The following is a 22,370-nucleotide window of genomic DNA, read 5'->3' as shown; positions in this document are numbered from 1 at the left end:
TAACCTCAGTTTAACGCTTAACTTTCACCTTAAAAAAATTTACATTAAAGAAACATTTAATAACATTTGTGTCAGTTACTTTTCTGCTCATTTGGTTAGGATGGTTAGCTTAAAGTAACGGGAAAAATTTATGACCATAAAAATAAAAACAACAACAAAATTACTCACCGTCGCCATATCGACGCTTTTATCAGCAAGCTTTAGCGCAAATGCTTTGCCAGTCAGCAGTGTTAATGTTCAAGCCCCTAATGGAATAAATAGTGGAATAAGCAGCGCCCAAGCCAATCAGCAGGAATCGGCTAAAGCCAACAAGCTGTTTGAAACCATCTTTATGGAAAATGTGATGGCCAGCCCCACTTTCCAGACACAATTGGGTATCAAAGCAGATTACGACAAATGGGATGATATCGGTAAGACTGCCGATGAAGCCGATCTAAAACGCGATAAAAAACATTTAAAACAGTTACAACAGCTCAACCGCGATGGGTTAGATCTACAAACTCAGTTGAGTTATGACTTACTCAGCCAAAAACTACAAAACAGCATAGATGATTATCAATGGCGCCTTTACAGCTACCCAGTTAATCAGATGTATGGCGGTCATTCCATGGTCCCATCATTTTTAATCAACCAGCATCAAGTTGACAATATTGACGATGCCAAAGCCTATATCAGCCGTTTAAGCGGTGTGCCTAAGTACCTTCTGCAACTACAAGAGGCATTGGAAGAGCGAGCTGCAGCCAGTATCATCGCACCGAAATTTGTATTTGCTTACGTACTTTCCGATAGCCGTAATATCATCAGCGGTGCTCCTTTCGATCAACAAGCCGATAGCGCGCTTTGGGCCGATTTCAAACGTAAAGTCGCAAAACTTGAAGTCAGCGACCAGCAAAAAGACCAGTTGCTCGATGAAGCTAAAAACACCCTTATCACCCAAGTACAGCCGGCATACAATAAGTTGATCACTTATATCGGCAGCTTAGAACAACAAGCCGACAATCGTGATGGTGTATGGAAGTTTAAAAATGGCGAGGCATTTTATAATAATGCGCTAGCACGTACGACAACCACCAACATGACCGCTGATGAGATCCATCAATTGGGTCTTGCAGAAGTGGCGCGTATTCACGATGAAATGCGTGCCATCATGAAAAAAGTGGGATTTAAGGGCGATCTTACCGCTTTCTTCAAATTCATGCGTGAAGATAAGCAGTTCTACTACCCTGACTCTGAAGCTGGACGAGAAGCTTATTTAAGCGACGCCACTACTATAATAGAGAATATGGAATCTCGCCTAGATGAGGTATTCAACGTCAAACCTAAGGCACCGATGATCGTTAAGCGAGTTGAAGCCTTCAGAGAAAAATCGGCAGGAAAAGCCTTTTATAACGCGCCGACGCCGGATGGAAGTCGCCCAGGGACTTACTACGCCAACTTGTACGATATGGACGCTATGCCGAAATATCAGATGGAAGCCTTAGCCTATCATGAAGGTATTCCAGGTCATCACATGCAGATCGCTATCGCTCAAGAATTAGAAGGAGTTCCTAAGTTCCGAAAATTTGGTGGTTATACCGCTTACATCGAAGGTTGGGGACTTTACAGCGAATTCTTCCCTAAAGAGATGGGATTTTATAATGATCCCTATTCTGACTTTGGCCGTCTGGCGATGGAATTATGGCGCTCATGCCGCTTAGTCGTCGACACTGGCATTCATGCTAAAAAGTGGACTCGTGAACAAGGGATCAATTATTACGTCGATAATACGCCTAACGCTAAATCAGATGCGGTTAAGATGGTTGAACGTCATATCGTAATGCCATCACAAGCAACGGCTTATAAAATTGGCATGATGAAAATTGTCGAATTAAGAAAGCAAGCAAAACAGATCATGGGCGATAAATTTGATATTGGTCAGTTCCATACCTTGCTACTTAAAAATGGGCCATTGCCGCTGAATGTGCTTGAACAAAAAGTACTAGAATGGGCACATAAGTCCTGAGCATCACCGGCGAAGTTCAAATAAAAAACCACCTAATATAGGTGGTTTTTTATTGTCTGCCGACGGCAAAGACACATAACACTGAGTGGCTATTCATTCAGATAAAAACAGGGATAATTTGATAAAGCGAGATAAGCAGAAGTAAGCCAAAGGCCCTAAAGAAAATACCCCAGCAATAAATTGCTGGGGTAAACCAAAACTAGGATGATGGTTTTAAGGCTAGCATTGTTTTAGTTATTAAATCGCTGCCAGCGTTGAGATCAGATTGCGTTTAAGCCGACCTGAACAAATAACTTTAGGAGGGGTCATTCCATGGTTATTTATGTAACTCAGTTCATCTAAAATCAACTGTTGCCATTGTATTAAATTAAGAACAAAGTTCAAACCTATTTGTCATACAATATTAGTTCCGGCTTAACAAATCGCTAGCAATCACGCCCAACAAATACATATTAACCTACTGATAATAAACAAAAAGCCAGCCAACCATCCATTGACTGGCTTTTTATCTCAGAAATAGAACAATGTTTTCAATTTGGCGATAAATAAAACTTGATTTAGGTTTTATCTACACGAAGATAACCAACTCTATTTCACTGTTCATTTTGTTTATTTACGCTGAGCATAAAGCACATTGTATTTATCATCCCAATAAGGTGGCGTACCAATTCGCTCCTTAATGAAATCAATAAATGCACTCACCTTAGGAGCTAAATGCTTACGTCTTGGGTAGACAGCTTGTAGAGGTAAATGGTGAGTCAATTGCCAATCAGCCAATAATGGCACTAAGGTACCGGCCTCAATTTCATCTTCTAGTAGATAACTGGCGAGATAGGCAATGCCAAGACCACTAATCGCTGCTGACTTTAACGCTGGCGCATTATCCACTCTAAAATTACCTGAAACCCCTATTTCACAGTAATCATCGCCTTTTTTAAACTGCCAGACGCTGTGCTCATGCCATTCACCTTGATAGACCAAACAATTATGGTCAACCAACTGCTCAGGGCGATCGAGCTGATTGTGCTTAGCGACATATTCAGGCGAAGCGACCAACAAAAACTGACACTTCATTAGCGGTCTTGCAACCATGCCTAGAGGCAGTTGCTCCGACATAGTCAGTAACAAATCTAACCCTTCGCTGACAACGTCAACCTTGTGATCTAACAGGCTCACTTGAAGTTCCAGCTCGGGGTGTTTAGCCATAAAATCTGGCAAAGCAGGAATAATATGCATGGTACCGAAAGATTGAGAAATCCCCACTTTAAGTACACCACGAGTCGCATCGTTAAGGTTATGCACACTCGCTACCGCTTGCTCGGCGTCCCTCAATAACTCCTCACCTTGGGCGTAAAGTAACTGACCCGCTTCGGTTAAACTCAAGCTACGAGTAGTACGCTGAATTAATTGCACTCCAAGCTTATGCTCGAGATCTGCAACCTGCGTACTCACCTTAGATTTAGAAATCCCCAATTTACGCGCAGCAGAACTAAAACTGCCAGCACGAGCAACATGAGTAAAAATTGCAATAGGTTCTAAAAGTTCTAACATTTAAAAAGCCTTAAGGTGTTATCAACCCTAGTAATACTAATAATAAATCAGAGAGATAGCTCATGATGTCAGAGCATTTCAATGACAATTAACTATAGTTCAAGAGTAGAGTCAGGCTGTTATCCATTTCTTAGGGAAATTTCGTCAGCATTGTTTTTATTTTTCACAAGTATACCAAAGATTTGCACTCTGATTCTAATACCTATGTACTAGTTACTATACACACAATCAGATTTCGAAGAAAAGCTATCAAAAACAATACAAACAAAAAAGCCCTACACCCAAGGAAAGTGTAGGGAAACTGCTGGTTGTCCAAGTCCAAACAGAGGGGAAACTCGTTACTTAATAAACCTATTTCAGCTGTTGTTGCTGCAGGTTCATCAATGGATATTTGTTAAGTTGTGGCACTTGTTGATGAAGCTGTTGTTCCAATGCCGCCAATTGTTGGAAGTTATCGCAAAGTAAATTGGCTCGCTCATCAAGCTCATCGGCTTGCTGCTCGATTTGGGTTTCTATATCTTCGCCGACTTTCTCCATCTTAGCCGAGAAAGACTGCATCTTTTCTTCAAACGAGTCGCCATCGCCACTCATCATTTCGCTACCTAGGCTCATCATCATGCTACCAATAGAGCTTTGAACCAACTGCTCCATCTCCTGCTCAAATTCTTTACCAAAGGTTTCTTCAAGAGAAGACTCTGTCGCACCAAGATAGAAGCGGTCACCATGCTGATAGGCTACGGTATCGATACGCTCACTCAGACTTGCCATCATGGCATCGATTTTAGCACCAGCAGCATCGCCCAATAATGGCGTTAATGCCATACTTACGGCAGTTGAAGCAATATCAACAGCGTCATGCACTAAATCGATAACTTCAGGCAGTTGCTTAGACACATCTGCGGCATATTGATTAACCAACTGCTGTTGTTCGCTATCAAGCTCTACTTCATTGCCTTCAACATAGAGTTTGCCCTGCTCAATACGGTAAACCTCTTTTTGCGCTTCACTGATCACCAACTTACGAGGCTCGACCGCAACATCATAATTAAGGCTAACCTGACATTGATTATCATCACCAAAAGAAATTTGATTGCCTTTATCACCAGCCCAAACATTGCTTGATAATAAGGTGGTTAAGCCTAATGCCGTTAACCCTAATACGTTTAAGCGCGTTCCATTTAAACCCAGTGAAGTCGTCAGCTTTTTCATCTCATTCATCCTTAACTTGTATTTTTACTCTTGGTGATTACGCTTCTAGCAGCGCATCACAATTAATATAGAGCTTTCAATACAGTTATCGTGCCAAAAATAAAATGACATTATAAATCAATAAAATAAAGAACATTCGATATTAATTTCAAAAACTAAATTAGCCATTTAGACGAGTTATTAGCTGAAATGACTAATAAAACCAATCGCAGTAATTATCTGGTCATTCTTGCTCGTTAAAATCGCCGATAACCGTGTTATAAATTTTGTTATTAGAATCACTAGTGACTGCAATGTACGCCTTGTTATCGACAACTTTTCCTGCGCCCTTTTCTGTTACAAACGAGCTGATCACCAATTTACTTTGATTGGTATAAAACATTTGAGTTCGGAAACGGTAATAAGAGAATAAAGAGTAACGGCAATTAGCGGAAAGTGATTAAGGGTAATTGTCACCAGCTAAAAAGGCGAATCGAGGTAAAATCAGGGAAAAATAAGCAGGTGACGGCTTGAAGGAATCAGTCCGTGAACACCTGCTCTTATCGTCTCAGCGGCAAATTAGCGCTTAACCCATACCGCAGATTAATTCCACCAAATGTCGTAAAGCTCGCTCACTTCAACACTTGATGTTGGCTGCTGTTTCCAGAAAGCGCTTACGGCTTCACGGTCTTCCTCGGTGCACTTACCTATGCTTTGGGTCGCAACTATGCCTTCCCACTCTTTATGTCCGCCACCATGGAATCCCAGCTTACGCGCCTCGATCACTTCATCGATAAATTGATCAACGATAGTATCGATCTGCTCTTCAGATACCGAATCATCGAAGGTCCAATTAACATCAAACCCAAACTCTTGAAACTCATCAATACGTAATTTTTTACGCAAACGACGGCTACGTGTTGCCATGTTCTAACCCCTTCAGTTTATAAAATTGATAAATTGTCGCGAAGTTATTCGCAGCGCTCGAACATTAAATCCCACACACCATGACCGAGTCTGTGACCGCGAGCTTCAAATTTCGTTAATGGACGATGATCCGGTCTAGGTACAAAATCATTGTTGCTTGACTGGTTCTTATAACCCGACGCAGCGCTCATCACTTCAAGCATATGTTCGCTGTAGTTTTCCCAGTCTGTCGCCAAATGGAACACACCACCAATCTTAAGGCAATTACGGATTGTTTGTGCAAACTCAGGCTGCACAATACGGCGCTTATGGTGACGCTTCTTATGCCAAGGGTCAGGGAAGAACAATTGCACTCGCGCAAGTGAACCCGGCAAAATACTGTTCTCTAACACCTCAATGGCATCATGATGAAAAACCCGTAAATTGGTAACTCCCGCTTCAGCAGCATCGGCTAAGCAGGCTCCGACACCCGGTTTATGCACTTCAATGCCGATAAAGTTAAGCTCGGGTGCAGCTTTAGCCATTTCGACCAAAGAAGCGCCCATACCAAAACCAATTTCCAACACGGTATCGGCTTCACGACCAAACACCTTGGCAAGATCTAACGGCTCAGGAGAGTAATCCAACCCCATTAGCGGCCATTGTTGCTCCATTGCAACCGCCTGTCCTTTGGTTAAACGTCCTTCTCGAAGCACGAAGCTTCTAACTTTACGAAGGTATTTACCCTCTTCATTAAATTCAGCGGTGGTAACGTCGCTCATGGTATATCGCCTTAATATCTGCCATTTGTTGGCCATATTGCTGCCAAAATCTACTTAGGATAAAGCAGAAAACTGCGGTGAATTTCACCGTAAGTTTAATCGCAATATGAATATAAATTTTTAAAAAGAAGGGCATTATCCAAAGTTAGTGGTGTAGTGCAAGCCCTATTGTTGCCAAAGTATACCAATAATCCCGTCAGGTGCGAGGAAAGGCCAAACTTAGCCTGTAATTAAGTTGAGAATTGTGCGGCTGCTCTATACACTGAGCGCCATGAAAACAGAGCAAAATCACCCACGCCAATTTCACCAGCGTATAGTAACTTGGTATGGCGAGCATGGCCGCAAACACCTTCCTTGGCAGCAAGACAAAACACCTTATAAAGTTTGGGTGTCCGAGATCATGTTGCAGCAAACCCAAGTCGCCACCGTTATTCCCTATTTCGAAGCTTTTATGCAGCGATTTCCCAGCATCAACGAGTTAGCTGCCGCTAGCCAAGATGAAGTGCTACATCATTGGACAGGTCTGGGTTACTACGCCAGAGCACGAAACCTGCATAAGAGTGCGCAGATAATCGCCAATGAATATCATGGCGTGTTTCCAACTCAGTTTGAACAAGTGCTGGCTTTACCGGGGATCGGCCGCTCAACCGCTGGCGCGGTTTTGTCACTGTCATTAGGCCAACATCATGCTATCCTCGATGGCAATGTAAAACGTGTATTGGCACGTCATGGCGCTATCGAAGGCTGGCCAGGAAAAAAACAAGTCGAAACCCAGTTGTGGCATTTGGCCGAGAACCTCTCACCAGAGCAGCAAATAGCACACTACAATCAGGCGATGATGGACATTGGTTCAAGCATCTGTACCCGCGCTAAACCCAAGTGTGAAATTTGCCCTGCTGCCATCGACTGTAAAGCCCAGCTAATGGGACGACAAAGCGAATTTCCCGGCAAGAAGCCCAAGAAAACCATTCCCGAGAAACAAGCTTTCATGTTGGTGATTAAGGACGATGACAAAGTCTTAATGGCTAAGCGACCACCAGCGGGCATTTGGGGTGGGCTATGGTGTTTTCCTCAATTTAGCACTAGAGGCGAGCTTGAGCAGTATCTATCACTACATAAGCTAACCTTAACCAGTGAAGAACCGCTGACTGGCTTCAGGCACACATTCAGTCATTTTCATCTGGATATCACCGCATTTACCACAACTTTAAACCCGAGTAACGCGCAGCTAATCATGGAAGATGACGCATCACTCTGGTATAACTTAGCCAATCCCCCCAAAGTTGGTTTAGCCGCCGCCACTGAGCGTATATTAATCAGCTTAGGTTCTGTATTAAATAAGGAGTGATCATGGGTCGCAAAGTAAACTGCCAGCATCTTAACAAAGAGGCAGATGGTCTAGCCTTTCAACTTTACCCAGGTGAGTTAGGCAAGCGCATTTTTGACAATATTAGCCAAGAAGCCTGGACACTTTGGCAAGCCAAACAAACCATGCTCATCAATGAGAAAAAGCTCAACATGATGAATGTCGACGATCGTAAGTTTTTAGAAGAACAGATGATCAACTTCCTGTTTGAAGGAAAAGAGGTCGAAATTGAAGGTTATGTGCCTCAAAAAGATGATGAGTAACCTCAAGTCTACATAAAGCGACTCGAGCGCTTATAAGTTTGGCAAAAATACTTTTAAAAAGGGTCTAGTGAAATACTAGACCCTTTTTAATTTTAGCCATCCTTATGCTAAACAATTACCAACTCAGCAAAAAGTGTACTTTCCCCCTTCAACTATCCTCCTAAGAAAAACGGCCTTCTCATAGAGAAGGCCGTTTCAATATTGCTACGACTATTATATAACCAGCTCAAACGCTGTCATTGATAACAAGAGCCGAGATAAAGCTGTTACTGTTTAACACCTTCGACGATAAAATCTAACGCCACTTTGGTCGCTGAAGGGCCTAAATCATAATCGATGCCGAAATCTTTTAAAGCAAACTCAGAGCTGCCGACAAAACCGGCGCGATAGCCACCCCAAGGATCTTTACCCTCTCCAATATATTGAGCATCGATACTGATAGGTTTAGTCACACCATTTAATGTGAATAAACCATTAAGTAATAGCTTACCCTCGCCTTTATCTTCGACCGAAGTCGATTTAAAGCTAGCTTGAGGAAATTTTTCAACATTAAGGAAGTCGCCACTACGCAGATGTTCATCGCGTGCTTCATGATTTGAGTCAACGCTTACGGTATTAATAGTTACTTCAATTTTAGCCGCACCAAGCTGGTCTTTATCGAAACTAAAGTTCCCAGAGAAATCATTAAAACGTCCGGCAACGAAACTATAACCTAGGTGACTGACCTTAAATTGAATCGATGCATGCGCGCCTTGTTTATCGATAACATAGTCAGCTGCTGAGACCGAAGCGGCCATCATCAGCCCGAACGCCAATAAGCTACTTAGAAAAACCTTTTTCATTGATATCTCCTTTACCTTTTAATGTGGAAACGACCTAGTTAAATTAATCACGGCTTCATATGTATAAAGTGAGTGTAGACAATAAAACAATCACACTAACGATATTAACTTCGATTTATTCGGGTAAAAATCGCGTAATTTCGCTTATAAACATCTAAATATTAGAAACATCGAACCCCATAAAACAAAAAGGACTTCATAGAGCTAACTGTGATTTATCGCTATCAAGCAAAAAATTTGCCCTTAAAGCCATTTTTTCAACAAAAAGTCACCGTGATCTCATAAAAAACCCAAGGTTTTGCACATTAACTAACCATGCGGTTAGATTTATCTAAAAAAGCACTTGCAGGATAAATTTCAGCACTATATTATACGCGCACTCCAAACGAGACGGGTTATTAACCCTTCTGTTTGTAGTCACTAAACATCAAGCTAAGTGCTTAGTTTAGCTGCCCGAATAGCTCAGTCGGTAGAGCAGAGGATTGAAAATCCTCGTGTCCCTGGTTCGATTCCGGGTTCGGGCACCACATTCGCCGGCATAGCTCAGTTGGTAGAGCAACTGACTTGTAATCAGTAGGTCCCGAGTTCGACTCTTGGTGCCGGCACCATACAAATAAAAAAACCACTCATTGAGTGGTTTTTTTATGCCTGAAATTCATGCTGAATCCCTTCTTACAACGCTGACTCACAGAAACTTAGTGAAGATAAATAGCTAAAGCCAGATGTAAAAAAACCGATGAACACTAGGACGTGTTCATCGGTTTTATATCAGCTTAAAGCTAAGCTTATTTCCAACTTTTCATCTTATAGCCTTTAACAGCGTAGAAGAGGATAAATAGGTAACAAGGCAACATTACCATATAACCCCCTTGCTGACCCAAAGACGTTGCTGAACTGGTTAAGCCCCAAAATAGCGGCCCAAACGCGCCACCAGCAATCCCCATCACTAATAGTGCAGAGCCTGTACTGGTCAGCTTACCCATACCCGATAATGCTAATGGCCATACTGCAGGCCAAACAATGGCATTGGCTAAACCGAGGAAAGCGATCATCAGCAAGGTATCAGGTAACATGGCGCCACCAAAAGGTACTAGCAATACATTAGCAATCGCATAAGACTCATTATCACCAAACAAGATCCCTAAAGTCAGCATCAAGCCCAAGATGGCAGAAATCATCAACGCCTTAGGCTGAGAGATAAAACGCGGAATAGTCAAAATACCTAAGGTATAACCCAGCACCATGCAGATCATGGTATATGATGTCATCACACCGTAATTTTCGACGCCCAGAGACAATGCAAAGGTACCGATAGTATCGCCAGCAATCACCTCTACTGCGACATAGAAAAATAACGCCACCACACCTAAGGCAAGATTGGGATGAGAAAGCGCCTCACGAGTTAAGCCTTTACCATCATGAGATTCATCTTCTTCCTTCTCAAGCTCAGGTAACGGAGAAAGCTTCACTAATACTGCAAGCACACCGATAAAGATTGCCATACCTAAATAAGGGACAACTAGGCTGTCAGCCATTTCATCGATCTGAATTTGAGTTAACTGAGTCCCCACACGATCTCTAAAGCTATCTAAAATAAGCGCGGTAAAAACCAGTGGAGCGATCACGCCCGCACCTTTATTCAGAATTCCCATCACACTGACACGCGCCGCCGCAGACTCTTCAGGGCCAATACGCACAACATAAGGGTTAACCGCCGTTTGCAATAATGTTTGCCCCGCACCCATCACTAACTGCGCAAACAGGAACAGTGCAAAAATTTGCGTCTCTGCCGCAGGGATAAACAGCAACCCTGCCAGCATCATAGTGCCCATGCCTAGCGCCATACCGGTTTTATAGCCCACTTTACGGATCACCCATGCCGAAGGCAGCGCGGTAAACGTCACAGCAATATAAAAAGAGAATAGAATTAACGAGGCTTGGAACGGCGTAAGCTGAAGGATCTGCTTAAGGTAGGGCATTAGCGAGCCGTTTAGCCATGTCGCAAAACCAAGAATAAAGAAAAGTCCTGCGACAATCGCCATAGGAATAATGCTACTGCGCTTACTTTCATTGTTTAATGTCATTTCCATAAGCCTGTTTCTTATAGTAATTAATATTTGATATCAAAGTGACTGATATCGGCCTTAGATAATTATTAAGCAGCTACTCACGACGCAGTACCACAATTACACTGCCAACTGCCCTGTTGTTTATTTGATGTTAAAACATAAGCCCCACCGAGACAACGCTGTCATTTATGACTTTCATTGCCAAAATGCGGCTAACATCAGCTAAATCACTTATAAAGGTTATTTATCCGTGATAAATCTTTTTTATACTTTGACGAAAATGCCACGCTTAAACATCCAGTACAAAAATAGCCACTGCACTGTAAGTAAACCAACAGTGCCCGCCAATGGGTGCATTGTTTCGGGTAATGCATTGATAAGCCCGCCAAACAGGCTTTGTGATACATATTCCCACTTCACTAAACTGGTCGATAAATAGATGATAATGGCATTACAGCCAATCACTACAAAAACAAAACCTAAACGCTGCCATTTAAGTACATCGATCAAGGCATAAAATATCCCGAGTAACACCAAGCTCCAGCCTGAGGTAACCAATACGAAAGAACTGGTCCATAACTCTTTATTTACTGGAATAATGCCATTGGCCAGCCAGCCAAGTCCGATAGTCACTACACCAACCAGCAATAAAATACCAACCTTAGCCCACTCCCCTTTCGGATGAGCCTTAACAATAAAGTGGCCAGTAAACACCCCCGCAAGCGCATTCACCACCGCAGGAATGGTCGACAATATCCCCTCAGGATCCATGGCTCTAGCTTGATAGGTGATGCCAGGCAATAAGAGGCTATCGACATAAGCATTTATTGAACCCGCTAGACTAAGGTCGCCCGCCACACCGCCGGGAACTGGCACCCAGAGTTGTATGATGGCGTAAGCCAATAAAATGCCGATAGCGACAATAATTTGAGTACGTAAGCTGGTATGCCAAACCAGAATGGCCGCAAAGAACCAAGCAAAAGCGATACGCCCTAATACGCTGGCATAACGCACTTCACCTAGCGCCGCAGGCACACCAGTTCCCCAGCCGTGATTATAGAGAATGCCTAGAAATAACAGCAAAGCCAGACGCTTAACTGCATGACGATAGATAGGTAACCGTGTTTGCATCGGTAACTTATCTAATCGTTTTGGCGACAACCCTAATGCCACGCCAGAGAGAAAGATAAACAGAGGAAAAATCAGATCGTAAAAGGTAAAACCATGCCAGACGCTGTGATGCACCTGAGCATCGGCGACTTGCCAGCCTTGCCACCCCGTCCAAAGCAGCAGCCCAACAAACAGCGCTTCACCACCCAGAATCCAAAACATATCGAAACCACGTAAGGCATCAAGCGACATCAGTCGCTGTTTAGGCTTCACCTTGGCCTCGACACTTGGGCTAGTAACCGCCTTAGCATCCTGACTCACTTGCATCTCATATTCCTATTTTTATAATTATCTTGAAATGGCAGCGACTAATTAACTGCGCTGCAAATGAACATTAGTACTTATGCTTGATAAACCAGCTTGCCGCCAATATAGGTACGAGACACATTACGCGCATTATCAAGCAATACCATATCGGCACTATGCCCCAGCTTTAATGCACCACGTTGTTTATCGTGGCCCATAAACTGTGCTGGATAGAGTGACGCCATTCTTAGCGCTTCCTCAAATTCAATACCCAACATATTAACGCTATTATTAACCGCGCCGACCATATCTAGCACGCAACCGGCTAATTCACCGGTGACAGCATTAAGACGATCGCCCTGACGAACCACCTGTGTACCAAACAGCTCAAAGCTGGATTCATCATCTAAACCGACTGGTGGCATCGCATCGGTCACTAGCATCACCTTGCCTCTGGGCTTAGCATAAATGGCCACTTTGGCAGCTGCGGCGTGAACATGGTGACCATCAACAATCAGCCCACACCAAGCATCACGACTCTCTATCGCGGCACCAACCATTCCTGGTTCACGAGAGCCCATTGGTGACATAGCATTAAATAGATGGGTAAAACCGGTCGCGCCCGCTTCTAATGCGTTAACAACCGTTTGATAATCAGCGTTGGAATGGCCTAAACAGACTCGTACACCTTGATCGACCAAGGCTTTTATCACATCAGTGGCAACGTTTTCAGGAGCTAAGGTCACCACTTTAGTCCCGAGATCTTGGCGACTAAATATTGCCAGTTCGGCATCGGAAATACGGCGAATAAAAGATTGTGGGTGGACCCCTTTCTTAGGAACAGAAAGATGCGGCCCTTCAAAATGCACACCTAACACTCCTGCACTACCTTGTTCTATCGACTCTGCAACAGCATCGGCAGCGCGTTGCATCACCCCAATATTATCGGTTATCAAGGTGGGGAGAAAACCAGTCGTGCCAAATTTGGCATGGGCCTGAGCTATCGTTTCGATGCCACTGACACTTGGATTGGTATTGAGCAGTGCACCGCCGCCACCGTTAACTTGAACGTCAATAAAACCTGGTACTAAGGTTCCTGCTACCTTAATAGGCTCAACCCCCGCATGAGTATCAAAGGAGATGATTTTGCCATCATCGATAGTGACAGGCAGCTGCTGATGGAAAACCTCACCATCAAAAACCTGATCTGCGATTAGGGTCTGTTTCATAACTGTACATCCTACAAGGATATTTCTATCTAAATTCGAGCAACTAAAAATTAATCGCTTACTGTATAGCGTTGACGAGCAAAATAACAAGCTCCGAGCTCTGGTGGCGCAATAACCGGCGAGATACGCTCGACAACTTCTTTATCTAACCAAGGTGCTAATGGCTCCGCAAGGCCACCAATCATAGAGAAACGTGGTGGGTTAATGCTAAATAACTTACGCGCCAATTCACTGATATAGCCAGCGCCTTGCATCACGATCTCTTTAGCAACGGTATCTTGCTCGCGGGCACACAACAAAACTTCACGGGCTAAAGTGGCATAACAACTGGAAGATTTACCCGCTAAATGCTCAACGATACCTAATGTGTTACTGACCTGAAAATGATTAAGTACCATTTCTGTCAGTGCCGTTTTGGGGCCAAATCCATCAAGGTGTAATAATGCCGCTTCGGCTGCTTTTAAACCGAACCAAGCACCGCTGCCTTTATCGCCAAGAGGAAAACCATGCCCGCCCAAGGATAATGAGTTATCCCCCACATGAGCATAGCCACAAGAACCCGTGCCAGTAATAATGACCGCACCATCGCCACCGTGATGGGCGCCGATACATGCGGTATGAAGATCTGTGGTCACAAACATTTCAGCAAATGGATGTTGCCATTTAATGAGTTCTTGGTAGAGATGAGGCACATTAACACCAGCAAGCCCCAGCCCCGCCACCAGCTTTTTGCTGTCACTCACTTTCAAGCCAGCATCGGCTAATGCTAACTCGGTGGAATGTTGAATCGACTCTAATGTTTGCGATAGACCAAATAAAGGATTCGCACGACCTGCCACTCCAGTTCCCAGCACACTGTCATCACTTGCGTATATTGTGGCTCGACATTTACTGCCACCACCATCAATACCAATGATTAAGGGCGCTTCCTTTGTCTGGTTAAATCCCATTACGGACCTCTTTCACAGTTTTATTATCCAAAGCAGTACCCTACTCGACACAACGCTTTGCCTGCTGACTACGTTAACTCTATGTTACAACAAAAATGACAGCGTTGTCATTTATATTTTAAAAACGAATTAATTAATAATTTTTACTAATTAAAAACAGTAGGATATAGAGATTAACCGAGGCTGTTAACACCTCGGTTATCGGTAAAAGCTAGTTAACAACTAGTGTGCGGCCTTTACGTTTTCCATCTGCTGCCACAGCTCTAACTTCGACTTTTCCTTCTACTTTGACCTTCTCCAGATAGGTTTGCCATTGACCCCCATTGACTCGATATTGGATCTGCAAACCTGGATAAGTCACATTAGTGTACAGTAGGCCTTCATGAATATGCGCCCCTACCGTTGGCACACGATAAGCGATACCAGCCTTATCTAACTTGACTAACTCTTTATGGCCTAGTGTATTGGCAAATGTCTGCCACTGAACTGCCTGTTTAGCACGCATCTCATCAGTGAAGTAACCACTTTGTTGATTATAAACAGCACCTTTATATTGATAGGGAACTTCCCAATCCGCTTGATGCCAAGCACGTTCAGCCAATACTAATAAACGCGGAAAAACCATGTATTCAACCACATCGTCGCTGCGGATAGTCTCGCTCCACAGCTGTCCCTGAATACCACTGAACTTAATACCTTCATTGAGTGGCCCGCTAATACGATTGCCTTCTTCATCTAGCTTCAAGGTGTCGTCAGCTTCAAACGGACGTCCTTCGATAGTGGTCCATTGCTCAGCATTCGCAGGGAGATTATCTGGCATCATGCTGTAGATATGACGCTCAGAAGAATTACGATGGCCCCAATAATAACCATGTTCTTTAGGATCGGCGGCGTAAGGAAAATCGAAATATAACACCTCGGGGTTACTCAACACGGTATCCCAACCTAAGTTGGCCTGCTCATGGGCGCGTTTGTAGCCGCCGTGAGAAACGATATCCCAGATATTAGTTTGACTTTCTTGCGGCATGTTTTGTGGATTCGTATGGCTCATGCCATCACTCCAGCCCGCAGCCTCTATTCCTTTGGCAGCCAGACTATTGGCAACACGCTCAATAAAGTAGGCGCCGTACTGACTTTCGTTGGTCACACCTTTGTCATTGTTGGCTAAAAACGCCTTACAAACAGGAGATTCAATCCATGCACCGGCGGTTTCATCGGCGCCAATATGATAGGTTTTTAGTGCCTGCCCAGCTTGCTGATGCAGCTTTTCAATTTCATTAACCACTTTATCGACAAAGTGATAGGTCGATTCCATACAAACATTTAAGGTGTTGTCGTCGTAATATTGAATCGATGAATACTCGGTTGTATCTTGCGGGTCCACCAAGCGATACTCGTTTGCCGCCGCTTCATCACCTTTGGCCATCAATTTACGATAACGCGCTTCCATGGATTTAATTGCAGCGCGCGAATGTCCCGGCATATCCATCGATGGGATCACTTCAATTTGACGTGCACCAGCATACTTTAAGATCTCGATATAATCGGCTTTAGTGTAATAACCATTAACCTCACTATCGGCATTCGGGCCGCTTCCTAGCTGAGGTAATAAACAATGATCTTCTTGCAGATCATGACAGCGCTTACTGCCGACCTCGGTAAGTTCTGGCAGACCATCAATTTCCAAACGCCAGCCTTCATCATCCCCCATGTGCAGATGTAAGGCGTTGAGTTTATAAGCTGCCATCTGATCCAGTAGGTCGAGTATGAACTGCTTACTGTGGAAATTACGCGCGACATCGACATGCATGCCTCTAAATTCATAACGCGGCTCATCTTCAATCTGCATGGCATCAACGACAAGATTGTCTACATCTATAAGGCTAGCCAATGACGCAAGACCATACGAAAAGCCGGCATCATCTGCCGCTTTAATGGTGATGTTATCGGCAGAGATATCAAGCTGATACCCGCCGGCCGCCAGGGCTTTACTCAAAGGCTCAAACTCGATTCTGGTACCTTTTTCGCTCTGTTGGATACCCAAACGCTGTAGTCGCTCAAGTGCTGCGACAACGCTCGCACGCTTCACTGTACCTAAAGACAATTGGTAACCATTCGCGAGCGATACCCCCGCTTTATGAGCACTCAACACTTGTTTTTTGGGCGTAGGAATAATGCTGTTGACCGCTAGATTAGCATCATCTTTGACATCTTGATTATCGAGGAAAACCTTTTCTGCCGTCGCCCATTTCAGCAAATCGGTATCACTGCGTTTATATTGGGTTGCCGCATCGGTAAACGCTGTCGCATAAGGACGGGTTTCCATACCAGTCTCAGGATCTTTACCTAACATGGTGCTTTTAATCACCACAGGTTGTAGGCCTTCGACAACAATATAGTAATTGGGCATAGCATCGGTTTCAGCTAACTGCCAAAGCTGGCCAATAAAATCGATATTCTGCGTCTGACCTTGCTTGAAACCGCTAAATTGCTCGGTTGGGGTGATTTTATGGAGATCCCCCTTAATATGAGTAATGGCAAACTCAGATGATAACACCTGCTTTAAAGGACGCATCTGACTGTAATAGATAGCCCAATTATGCTGTTCAAAATCGACTTCAGGAGTTAATGCAATTTGCGCCTTAAAACAACGGTCGTTGGTTCCGCTATTACCACACGCTTCAGGGTAATTAGTGACAGTGGTATAAGTCACCTTTAAGTTGTCGGCAAATTGCTGCAGTTGACTCTGTGTCAAACTGGCACTGACTTGTTGCTCGGTTTCTGCGTTTGATTGCGGTTCTGTGGTTGTTTTAGTGCAAGCCATACTGCCCAATCCTAGCATTACAGCAACTGCGACAAGTTTATTATTCATTACCATCCTCTTAATGTCTTATTCAATGACCCACTCTGCGGCAGGTAATTGCAAAGTCCCTATCTTCCCCCTTGTCAGCAGCTCAATAAATTGAAGGCTGAATCTAGATAAGGACACTATCCATGCGTCATTCTATTTCGTCCATCAGCGAACAAAATAAGCTTATTTTAGGTAGCGCACCAACTCTTTAATTCGGTTAGTTCATCGGCGAGCTGCGTTACCACTTTTATATTGGAGTCGATTTAATTGTGCAGTGCTTCTCATTAACGAAAGGACTCAAGGTGGGAAGTCAGCGAAGAGATTTATGAGCCTGATTGCGCTCAAACTGCAGCCCTCTTAATGACGCCTTCTCAAGTAAGCGTATCGAGTTGTTATTGTTGCCGCACATCAAAGTAAGGTATTAGCCATTCACTCAAACGCAAATAAAAAAATGCTAGGTGCAATATTGATTTTAACATTAATAAAGCACCTAGCTATCTCTAGTATCTGGGGAGAGACTAATAGGAGTACAAACACAATTACGCTCAATAAAATATCGTGCAGTAATTGCCAATTGCCTAGTTTAAGAGACCTCTTCCTAAACTCTGCATACCTTACAAAACAAACGTGCCACACAAGCAAATGACAACGCTGTCATTAATTAATCTACACAAGGATGAACATAATTTCTACATTTTTTTGACATTTTCTCTAAAAAAATCAATTTATTTTATATATTTGTTATTTTTCAATTATTTATATAAATAAAAATATCAATTAACATTTCAGTGACACCCGTAACAATAGTTGATAGCATTCCAATCAAGATTGCCAAAAGGTGTACTAATGTGGCTATAGAAACAGAACATACAATCAGGCCAACATCGCTTTCCAAGCGGTTTTCAGCACCAATTAGCCTGCTGGTGATACTCTTATTGAGCTTGTGGGCAGCTAGCCAAATTCCGGCAATATGGCAGTTAATAAGCCAATTCGGTCACTACCTATTTTTGGGGATCACTGGGGCTATTTTTGCCAATGCAACCGGTGCTGGCGGCGGGGTCATTTTTATCCCCGTATTTACCCATTTGGGCTTTAATGATGCACAAAGTTTATCCACATCATTTGCCATCCAATGCTTCGGTATGACAGCTGGGGCGATATCTTGGAGTTGGTATTATCTGCGTCACCAAAAGACTCAAGGTCAATGGCACTATTTTCTGCCTTTCGTTAGCATAATTAGCCTGTTTTCCATCGCCGGCATTTGGACAAGCTACGGCGCTAATTTGCCCTCCCCCGCATCTTTACATTTCGGCTTTAGTCTTTTTTCTATCCTGCTTGGTATCACCCTCATATACAGCAGTCAACAAAACAAAAAAACACATAACTTCAACATCATTCACATCGACTATTTGATGCTTGCAAGCATCGGATTTTTTGGCGGTATTATCACCACTTGGTTATCGGTAGGTGTTGGTGAGTTAGTGGTTATTTACCTGATGTTACGAGGTGTATGTGCAAAAATGGCAATCGCCACTGGTGTCGTGGTTTCTGCCATCAGTGTCTGGTCAGCGAGCCCTGTTCATCTAGGGCCAAACAGTGCGGCCGATTTCTATTTAGTGTTATTTGCAGGCCCAGGCGCTGTTATCGGTGGACTGCTGGCACGCAAACTGGCGTTATATCTGCCGGTATTAAAGCTAAAACTGTTTTTTTCAAGCTGGATAATTCTTACCGGCGCAGCCATGTTGGCTGAATAAAAAGGACGTTAAAAATGACTAATTCAAAACTAAAAACAATCACGTTAGTCGGTGGTGGTAGTACTGGTTGGATGACCGCACTCTACCTTTCACGCTTATATAATCAACAAGGGCAACAGGTTCATATTCGCCTTATTGAGAGTAAAGATATTGGCATTATCGGCGTCGGTGAAGCCACAGTACACAGCATCCGCTTCTTCTTTGCCGCCATGGGTATAGATGAAGCCGAACTGCTGCGAGAAACCAATGCGACGCTCAAAACAGGGATTTTATTCAACAACTGGATGAAGCCAGTCAATGGAGAAACTCACAGTTATTTCCACCCTTTTGAGCAGCAAAAACCGTGCGGTCCAGTAGATAACGCCAGCGCTTGGATCATGCAAAATCAACGCATTCCTAGTGATTTTGCACAGCAAACATGTCTGTCATTTAATTTAATGCGCGATAATTTAAGTCCAAAACAACTCAACAGTGCTCAATATCAAGGTGCCGTTCCTTACGGTTATCATCTTGATGCAGTGTTGATGGCGCGCTTCCTACGTAAAAAAGCCATCGCGGCCGGTGTTGAGCATATTGTTGCCAACGTCACCGATGCTGATGTTGAAAACCAACAGATCACCCAAGTCATTACCGATAATGGCCACTTTAGTAGCGATATTTTTATCGATTGTACTGGCTTTAAAGGCCTGCTAATCGACAAACTTAAAGCAGATAACTGGCAATCCTTCGAGGCTGAATTACCTTGTAATCGAGCCGTGGCAATACAGCGTGAGTATAGTGAAAACACCACGCCACGCTCTTATACGACTTCAACAGCATTAACTAATGGCTGGGTGTGGGAAATCGACCTAACAAACCGCCAAGGTACTGGTTACGTCTACGACGGTAATCGTCTTACTCGCGAACAAGCCGAGGCAGAATTAAGACGTTATTTAGGCGACGAGCAAAAAATCCTTAAAGCCACTCATCTGGATATGAAAATTGGCTGTCGCAAAGAGTTTTGGGTTGGCAATTGTATCGCCATGGGGCTTGCTGGAGGCTTTATCGAACCGCTTGAATCTACGGGTCTGCATCTGATCAACTTAGGTGTTCGTTTACTGGCAACCCATCTGACCTCAGCCAATCCATCCCAGCCTATCAGAGATTCATATAACCGCACTATGAATGGCTTATATGACGATTTACGCCAGTTTATCGTATTGCATTATTGCCTTTCTAACCGCGATGACACCGAGTTTTGGCAACAGGCACAAGCTTCAGTGAAATACACTCAAGGCTTGGCCGAAAAACTGGCGTTATGGAAAGTCAAAGTGTGTGAGCACGTCGATGTCGCCACCGGCTTTAGCTCGATTTTCTCCGATGAGAACTACCGTTATGTCTTATATGGCATGCAGCACGTACCATCTATTAATCTGCCTGTTACCGAACAGACTATCGATGCGATGCTAAAACAGCTCAATATGCAGAAAACCCAAGCCACCAGCCAGTGTTTAGCGCATCAGAGTTTTTTAGATAAGTTGCATCATGGACAAAACTGCTGAATCTAAAAGTGACTCATCGATCAAAAACGCCGGAATTGAATAATCAATTCCGGCGTTTTTTATCTCAGCATTACTTATATTGATTGGTATTATCGCTAAGTCATCAAGTATTAATTGAGTTGAATTCCATATTGTGCAATTCGCTGTAACAACTGCCTGTGGGGCAAGAGTTGCGGTTTTAGCATGGCAATCTGTTTATCTATCAAAGATTGACGTTGCTGCAATAACAGCTCGTCATCGGCCGATAAGCTCGTACACGATTCAGTTTCAAAGTCAGAGCCATAGAGTACATACAGATAATTTTCTAAGTTAAAAACTTCGAGCGTCGAAGCGAAATCATAAGCAGAAGGCTGATGGTACTGCCATAACGCTAAACTTTGCTGCAACGACTCAGGAATGGTTTCTGGCTTACGATTATCTCGCCAGAATTCACTATCATCACGCTTTGCGACGACATAATGCAGCTTGATGAAATCAATCACCTTATTCCAGGCATGTTGTACACGCTGGTTATAACGCTTGGCCACTGTGTCCATTATCGCCTCATTGGCAGGTAATGACTCGGCCAGCATACGGGCTGTTACATCGAAAATAAGCAAACCCGTCGCCTCTAAGGGCTCAACAAAGCCAGATGACAGCCCAATAGCAACACAATTACGATGCCAAGATTGAGCACGATAACCCACCTTCATCGGAACTTTTCTGAATCTAATCCCCTCAGCCGAGGAGCCCAAATACTCACGCAATACGGTTTCGGCTTGTTCATCACTGCTATAACGACTGGAATAAACATAACCGACGCCACGGCGCTGAGTTAGGCCGATATCCCAAATCCAGCCAGCCTCTTTCGCAGTCGACTGGGTAAAACAAGGAATTGGTGTATTAGTTTGGGCATAAGGGACTTGTGCCACCAAGGCTGTATCGACAAATAGCACGTTACTTTTATCGACAAACGGCACTTGGCAAGCTTGACCAATTAGCCTTGCCGAGAAGCCGGTACAATCAACATAAAGATCGCCACAAATCTCGGCTTGATCGGTAATTAAATTGAGTATCTTACCTTCATCATCGGTAATGACATCAACAACCTCTGCCAGTTGATGCTTAACACCAAGCTTGTCGATACCAAAGCGAGTAAGCATTTGGGTAAACTTCGCCGCATCCAGATGGTAGGCATAATTCATCTGCCCAATAAACTGAGGATTTGCCATGCTGCGAGGCCCAAATCCTGCATCAGCAAGTTGGCCTTGCACCGAAACGAGATCACTAAAAGGCCTCCGAGTTTCACAGGCTTGTTTGAGCCAAGAGTCGCTGATGCCTTTAAAAGCGGGATAATCGAACAGGTGATGATAATAGTCACCGGAGTTAGGCGTGTTCCAATCGATAAATTTAACGCTTTGCTTAAAGGTGACATCGCAATGGCGAATAAACTCATCTTCGCGGATACCAAAGTATTTCAGTGTCTCGCGCATCATAGGAACAGTGCCTTCACCAACACCTATGGTGGGAATATTGGGTGACTCGACTAAGGTCACTTGATATTGACCTTCGCTTGTCACCCATTTTTTTGCAAGATGGCAAGCCGTGATCCAACCGGCAGTACCTCCGCCGACCACGATGATATTCGTTACGGCTTTATTTGCGGCTTTCATACGACTTA

The 22,370-nt window shown here is 43.7% G+C and carries 16 protein-coding genes and 2 tRNA genes; 7 read left to right on the top strand and 11 right to left on the bottom strand.

Annotated features, from left to right (window positions below; all coding sequences use genetic code 11):
• Positions 1-136 precede the first annotated feature (136 nt).
• On the top strand, positions 137-2,002 hold the full coding sequence (locus L1D21_RS03470; protein ID WP_239844181.1) for a DUF885 domain-containing protein: 1,866 nt from the start codon (positions 137-139) through the stop codon (positions 2,000-2,002).
• Between the two features lie 609 nt (positions 2,003-2,611).
• On the opposite strand, the gene L1D21_RS03465 is transcribed toward L1D21_RS03470, so the two are convergent.
• From L1D21_RS03465 to trmB, 4 genes are all read right to left on the bottom strand, one after another.
• Complete coding sequence (locus L1D21_RS03465) at positions 2,612-3,553, bottom strand: LysR family transcriptional regulator (RefSeq protein ID WP_239843828.1); 942 nt, start codon at positions 3,551-3,553, stop codon at positions 2,612-2,614.
• A gap of 351 nt (positions 3,554-3,904) precedes the next feature.
• The gene (locus L1D21_RS03460; RefSeq protein WP_239843827.1) at positions 3,905-4,762 is read right to left on the bottom strand and encodes a YggN family protein; all 858 of its coding nucleotides are present in this window, start codon (positions 4,760-4,762) and stop codon (positions 3,905-3,907) included.
• A gap of 582 nt (positions 4,763-5,344) precedes the next feature.
• The gene (locus L1D21_RS03455) at positions 5,345-5,668 is read right to left on the bottom strand and encodes a YggL family protein (protein WP_239843826.1); all 324 of its coding nucleotides are present in this window, start codon (positions 5,666-5,668) and stop codon (positions 5,345-5,347) included.
• Positions 5,669-5,712: 44 nt separating this feature from the next.
• A complete protein-coding gene (trmB, locus tag L1D21_RS03450; RefSeq protein WP_239843825.1) occupies positions 5,713-6,429 on the bottom strand; it encodes a tRNA (guanosine(46)-N7)-methyltransferase TrmB in 717 nt (238 codons plus the stop codon).
• Between the two features lie 271 nt (positions 6,430-6,700).
• Between trmB and mutY the strand changes: the two genes are divergently transcribed.
• Both mutY and L1D21_RS03440 read left to right on the top strand, forming a co-directional pair.
• Positions 6,701-7,777 carry an A/G-specific adenine glycosylase gene (gene mutY, locus L1D21_RS03445; RefSeq protein WP_239843824.1) on the top strand — a complete coding sequence of 359 codons (1,077 nt, stop codon included), beginning with the start codon at positions 6,701-6,703 and terminating at the stop codon, positions 7,775-7,777.
• A 2-nt stretch (positions 7,778-7,779) separates the two neighbouring features.
• Positions 7,780-8,058 (top strand): oxidative damage protection protein, encoded by a 279-nt coding sequence (locus L1D21_RS03440; protein WP_239843823.1) that lies wholly within the window; start codon positions 7,780-7,782, stop codon positions 8,056-8,058.
• 266 nt (positions 8,059-8,324) lie between these two features.
• Here L1D21_RS03440 and L1D21_RS03435 read toward each other — a convergent pair whose 3' ends face one another.
• Positions 8,325-8,900, bottom strand: a complete 576-nt coding sequence (locus tag L1D21_RS03435) for a YceI family protein (protein WP_239843822.1) — start codon at positions 8,898-8,900, stop codon at positions 8,325-8,327.
• Positions 8,901-9,351: 451 nt separating this feature from the next.
• Here L1D21_RS03435 and L1D21_RS03430 point away from each other — a divergent pair.
• Positions 9,352-9,427, top strand: a tRNA-Phe gene (locus L1D21_RS03430).
• 5 nt (positions 9,428-9,432) lie between these two features.
• Positions 9,433-9,508: transfer RNA gene (locus L1D21_RS03425), tRNA-Thr, on the top strand.
• Between the two features lie 177 nt (positions 9,509-9,685).
• On the opposite strand, the gene L1D21_RS03420 is transcribed toward L1D21_RS03425, so the two are convergent.
• The 5 genes from L1D21_RS03420 to L1D21_RS03400 form a co-directional block, all read right to left on the bottom strand.
• Positions 9,686-10,984, bottom strand: a complete 1,299-nt coding sequence (locus L1D21_RS03420) for a sugar MFS transporter (RefSeq protein ID WP_239843821.1) — start codon at positions 10,982-10,984, stop codon at positions 9,686-9,688.
• Between the two features lie 249 nt (positions 10,985-11,233).
• Complete coding sequence (locus L1D21_RS03415) at positions 11,234-12,406, bottom strand: DUF5009 domain-containing protein (RefSeq protein WP_239843820.1); 1,173 nt, start codon at positions 12,404-12,406, stop codon at positions 11,234-11,236.
• Positions 12,407-12,480: 74 nt separating this feature from the next.
• A complete protein-coding gene (gene nagA, locus L1D21_RS03410; protein WP_239843819.1) occupies positions 12,481-13,614 on the bottom strand; it encodes an N-acetylglucosamine-6-phosphate deacetylase in 1,134 nt (377 codons plus the stop codon).
• Between the two features lie 50 nt (positions 13,615-13,664).
• Entirely contained in the window at positions 13,665-14,564 is a 900-nt protein-coding gene (locus L1D21_RS03405) for a BadF/BadG/BcrA/BcrD ATPase family protein (protein WP_239843818.1), read from the bottom strand.
• A gap of 211 nt (positions 14,565-14,775) precedes the next feature.
• The gene (locus L1D21_RS03400) at positions 14,776-17,436 is read right to left on the bottom strand and encodes a family 20 glycosylhydrolase (protein WP_239843817.1); all 2,661 of its coding nucleotides are present in this window, start codon (positions 17,434-17,436) and stop codon (positions 14,776-14,778) included.
• Positions 17,437-18,350: 914 nt separating this feature from the next.
• Here L1D21_RS03400 and L1D21_RS03395 point away from each other — a divergent pair.
• Both L1D21_RS03395 and L1D21_RS03390 read left to right on the top strand, forming a co-directional pair.
• Positions 18,351-19,169, top strand: a complete 819-nt coding sequence (locus tag L1D21_RS03395) for a sulfite exporter TauE/SafE family protein (protein WP_239843816.1) — start codon at positions 18,351-18,353, stop codon at positions 19,167-19,169.
• A gap of 14 nt (positions 19,170-19,183) precedes the next feature.
• Positions 19,184-20,710: a tryptophan halogenase family protein gene (locus L1D21_RS03390; RefSeq protein WP_239843815.1), complete on the top strand. Its 1,527-nt coding sequence runs from the start codon at positions 19,184-19,186 to the stop codon at positions 20,708-20,710.
• Between the two features lie 110 nt (positions 20,711-20,820).
• Here the strand turns inward: L1D21_RS03390 and L1D21_RS03385 are convergent, their stop codons facing one another.
• Positions 20,821-22,362, bottom strand: coding sequence for a tryptophan halogenase family protein (locus tag L1D21_RS03385; protein ID WP_239843814.1), 1,542 nt, complete (start codon positions 22,360-22,362; stop codon positions 20,821-20,823).
• Positions 22,363-22,370: the final 8 nt, after the last annotated feature.

Origin of the sequence: Shewanella sp. Isolate11 (assembly GCF_022398315.1) — a bacterium.
In the GTDB taxonomy this organism is placed as follows: domain Bacteria; phylum Pseudomonadota; class Gammaproteobacteria; order Enterobacterales; family Shewanellaceae; genus Shewanella.
Note: the sequence above shows the minus strand (reverse complement) of the source record. Positions and strands in the feature narration are given on the sequence as shown.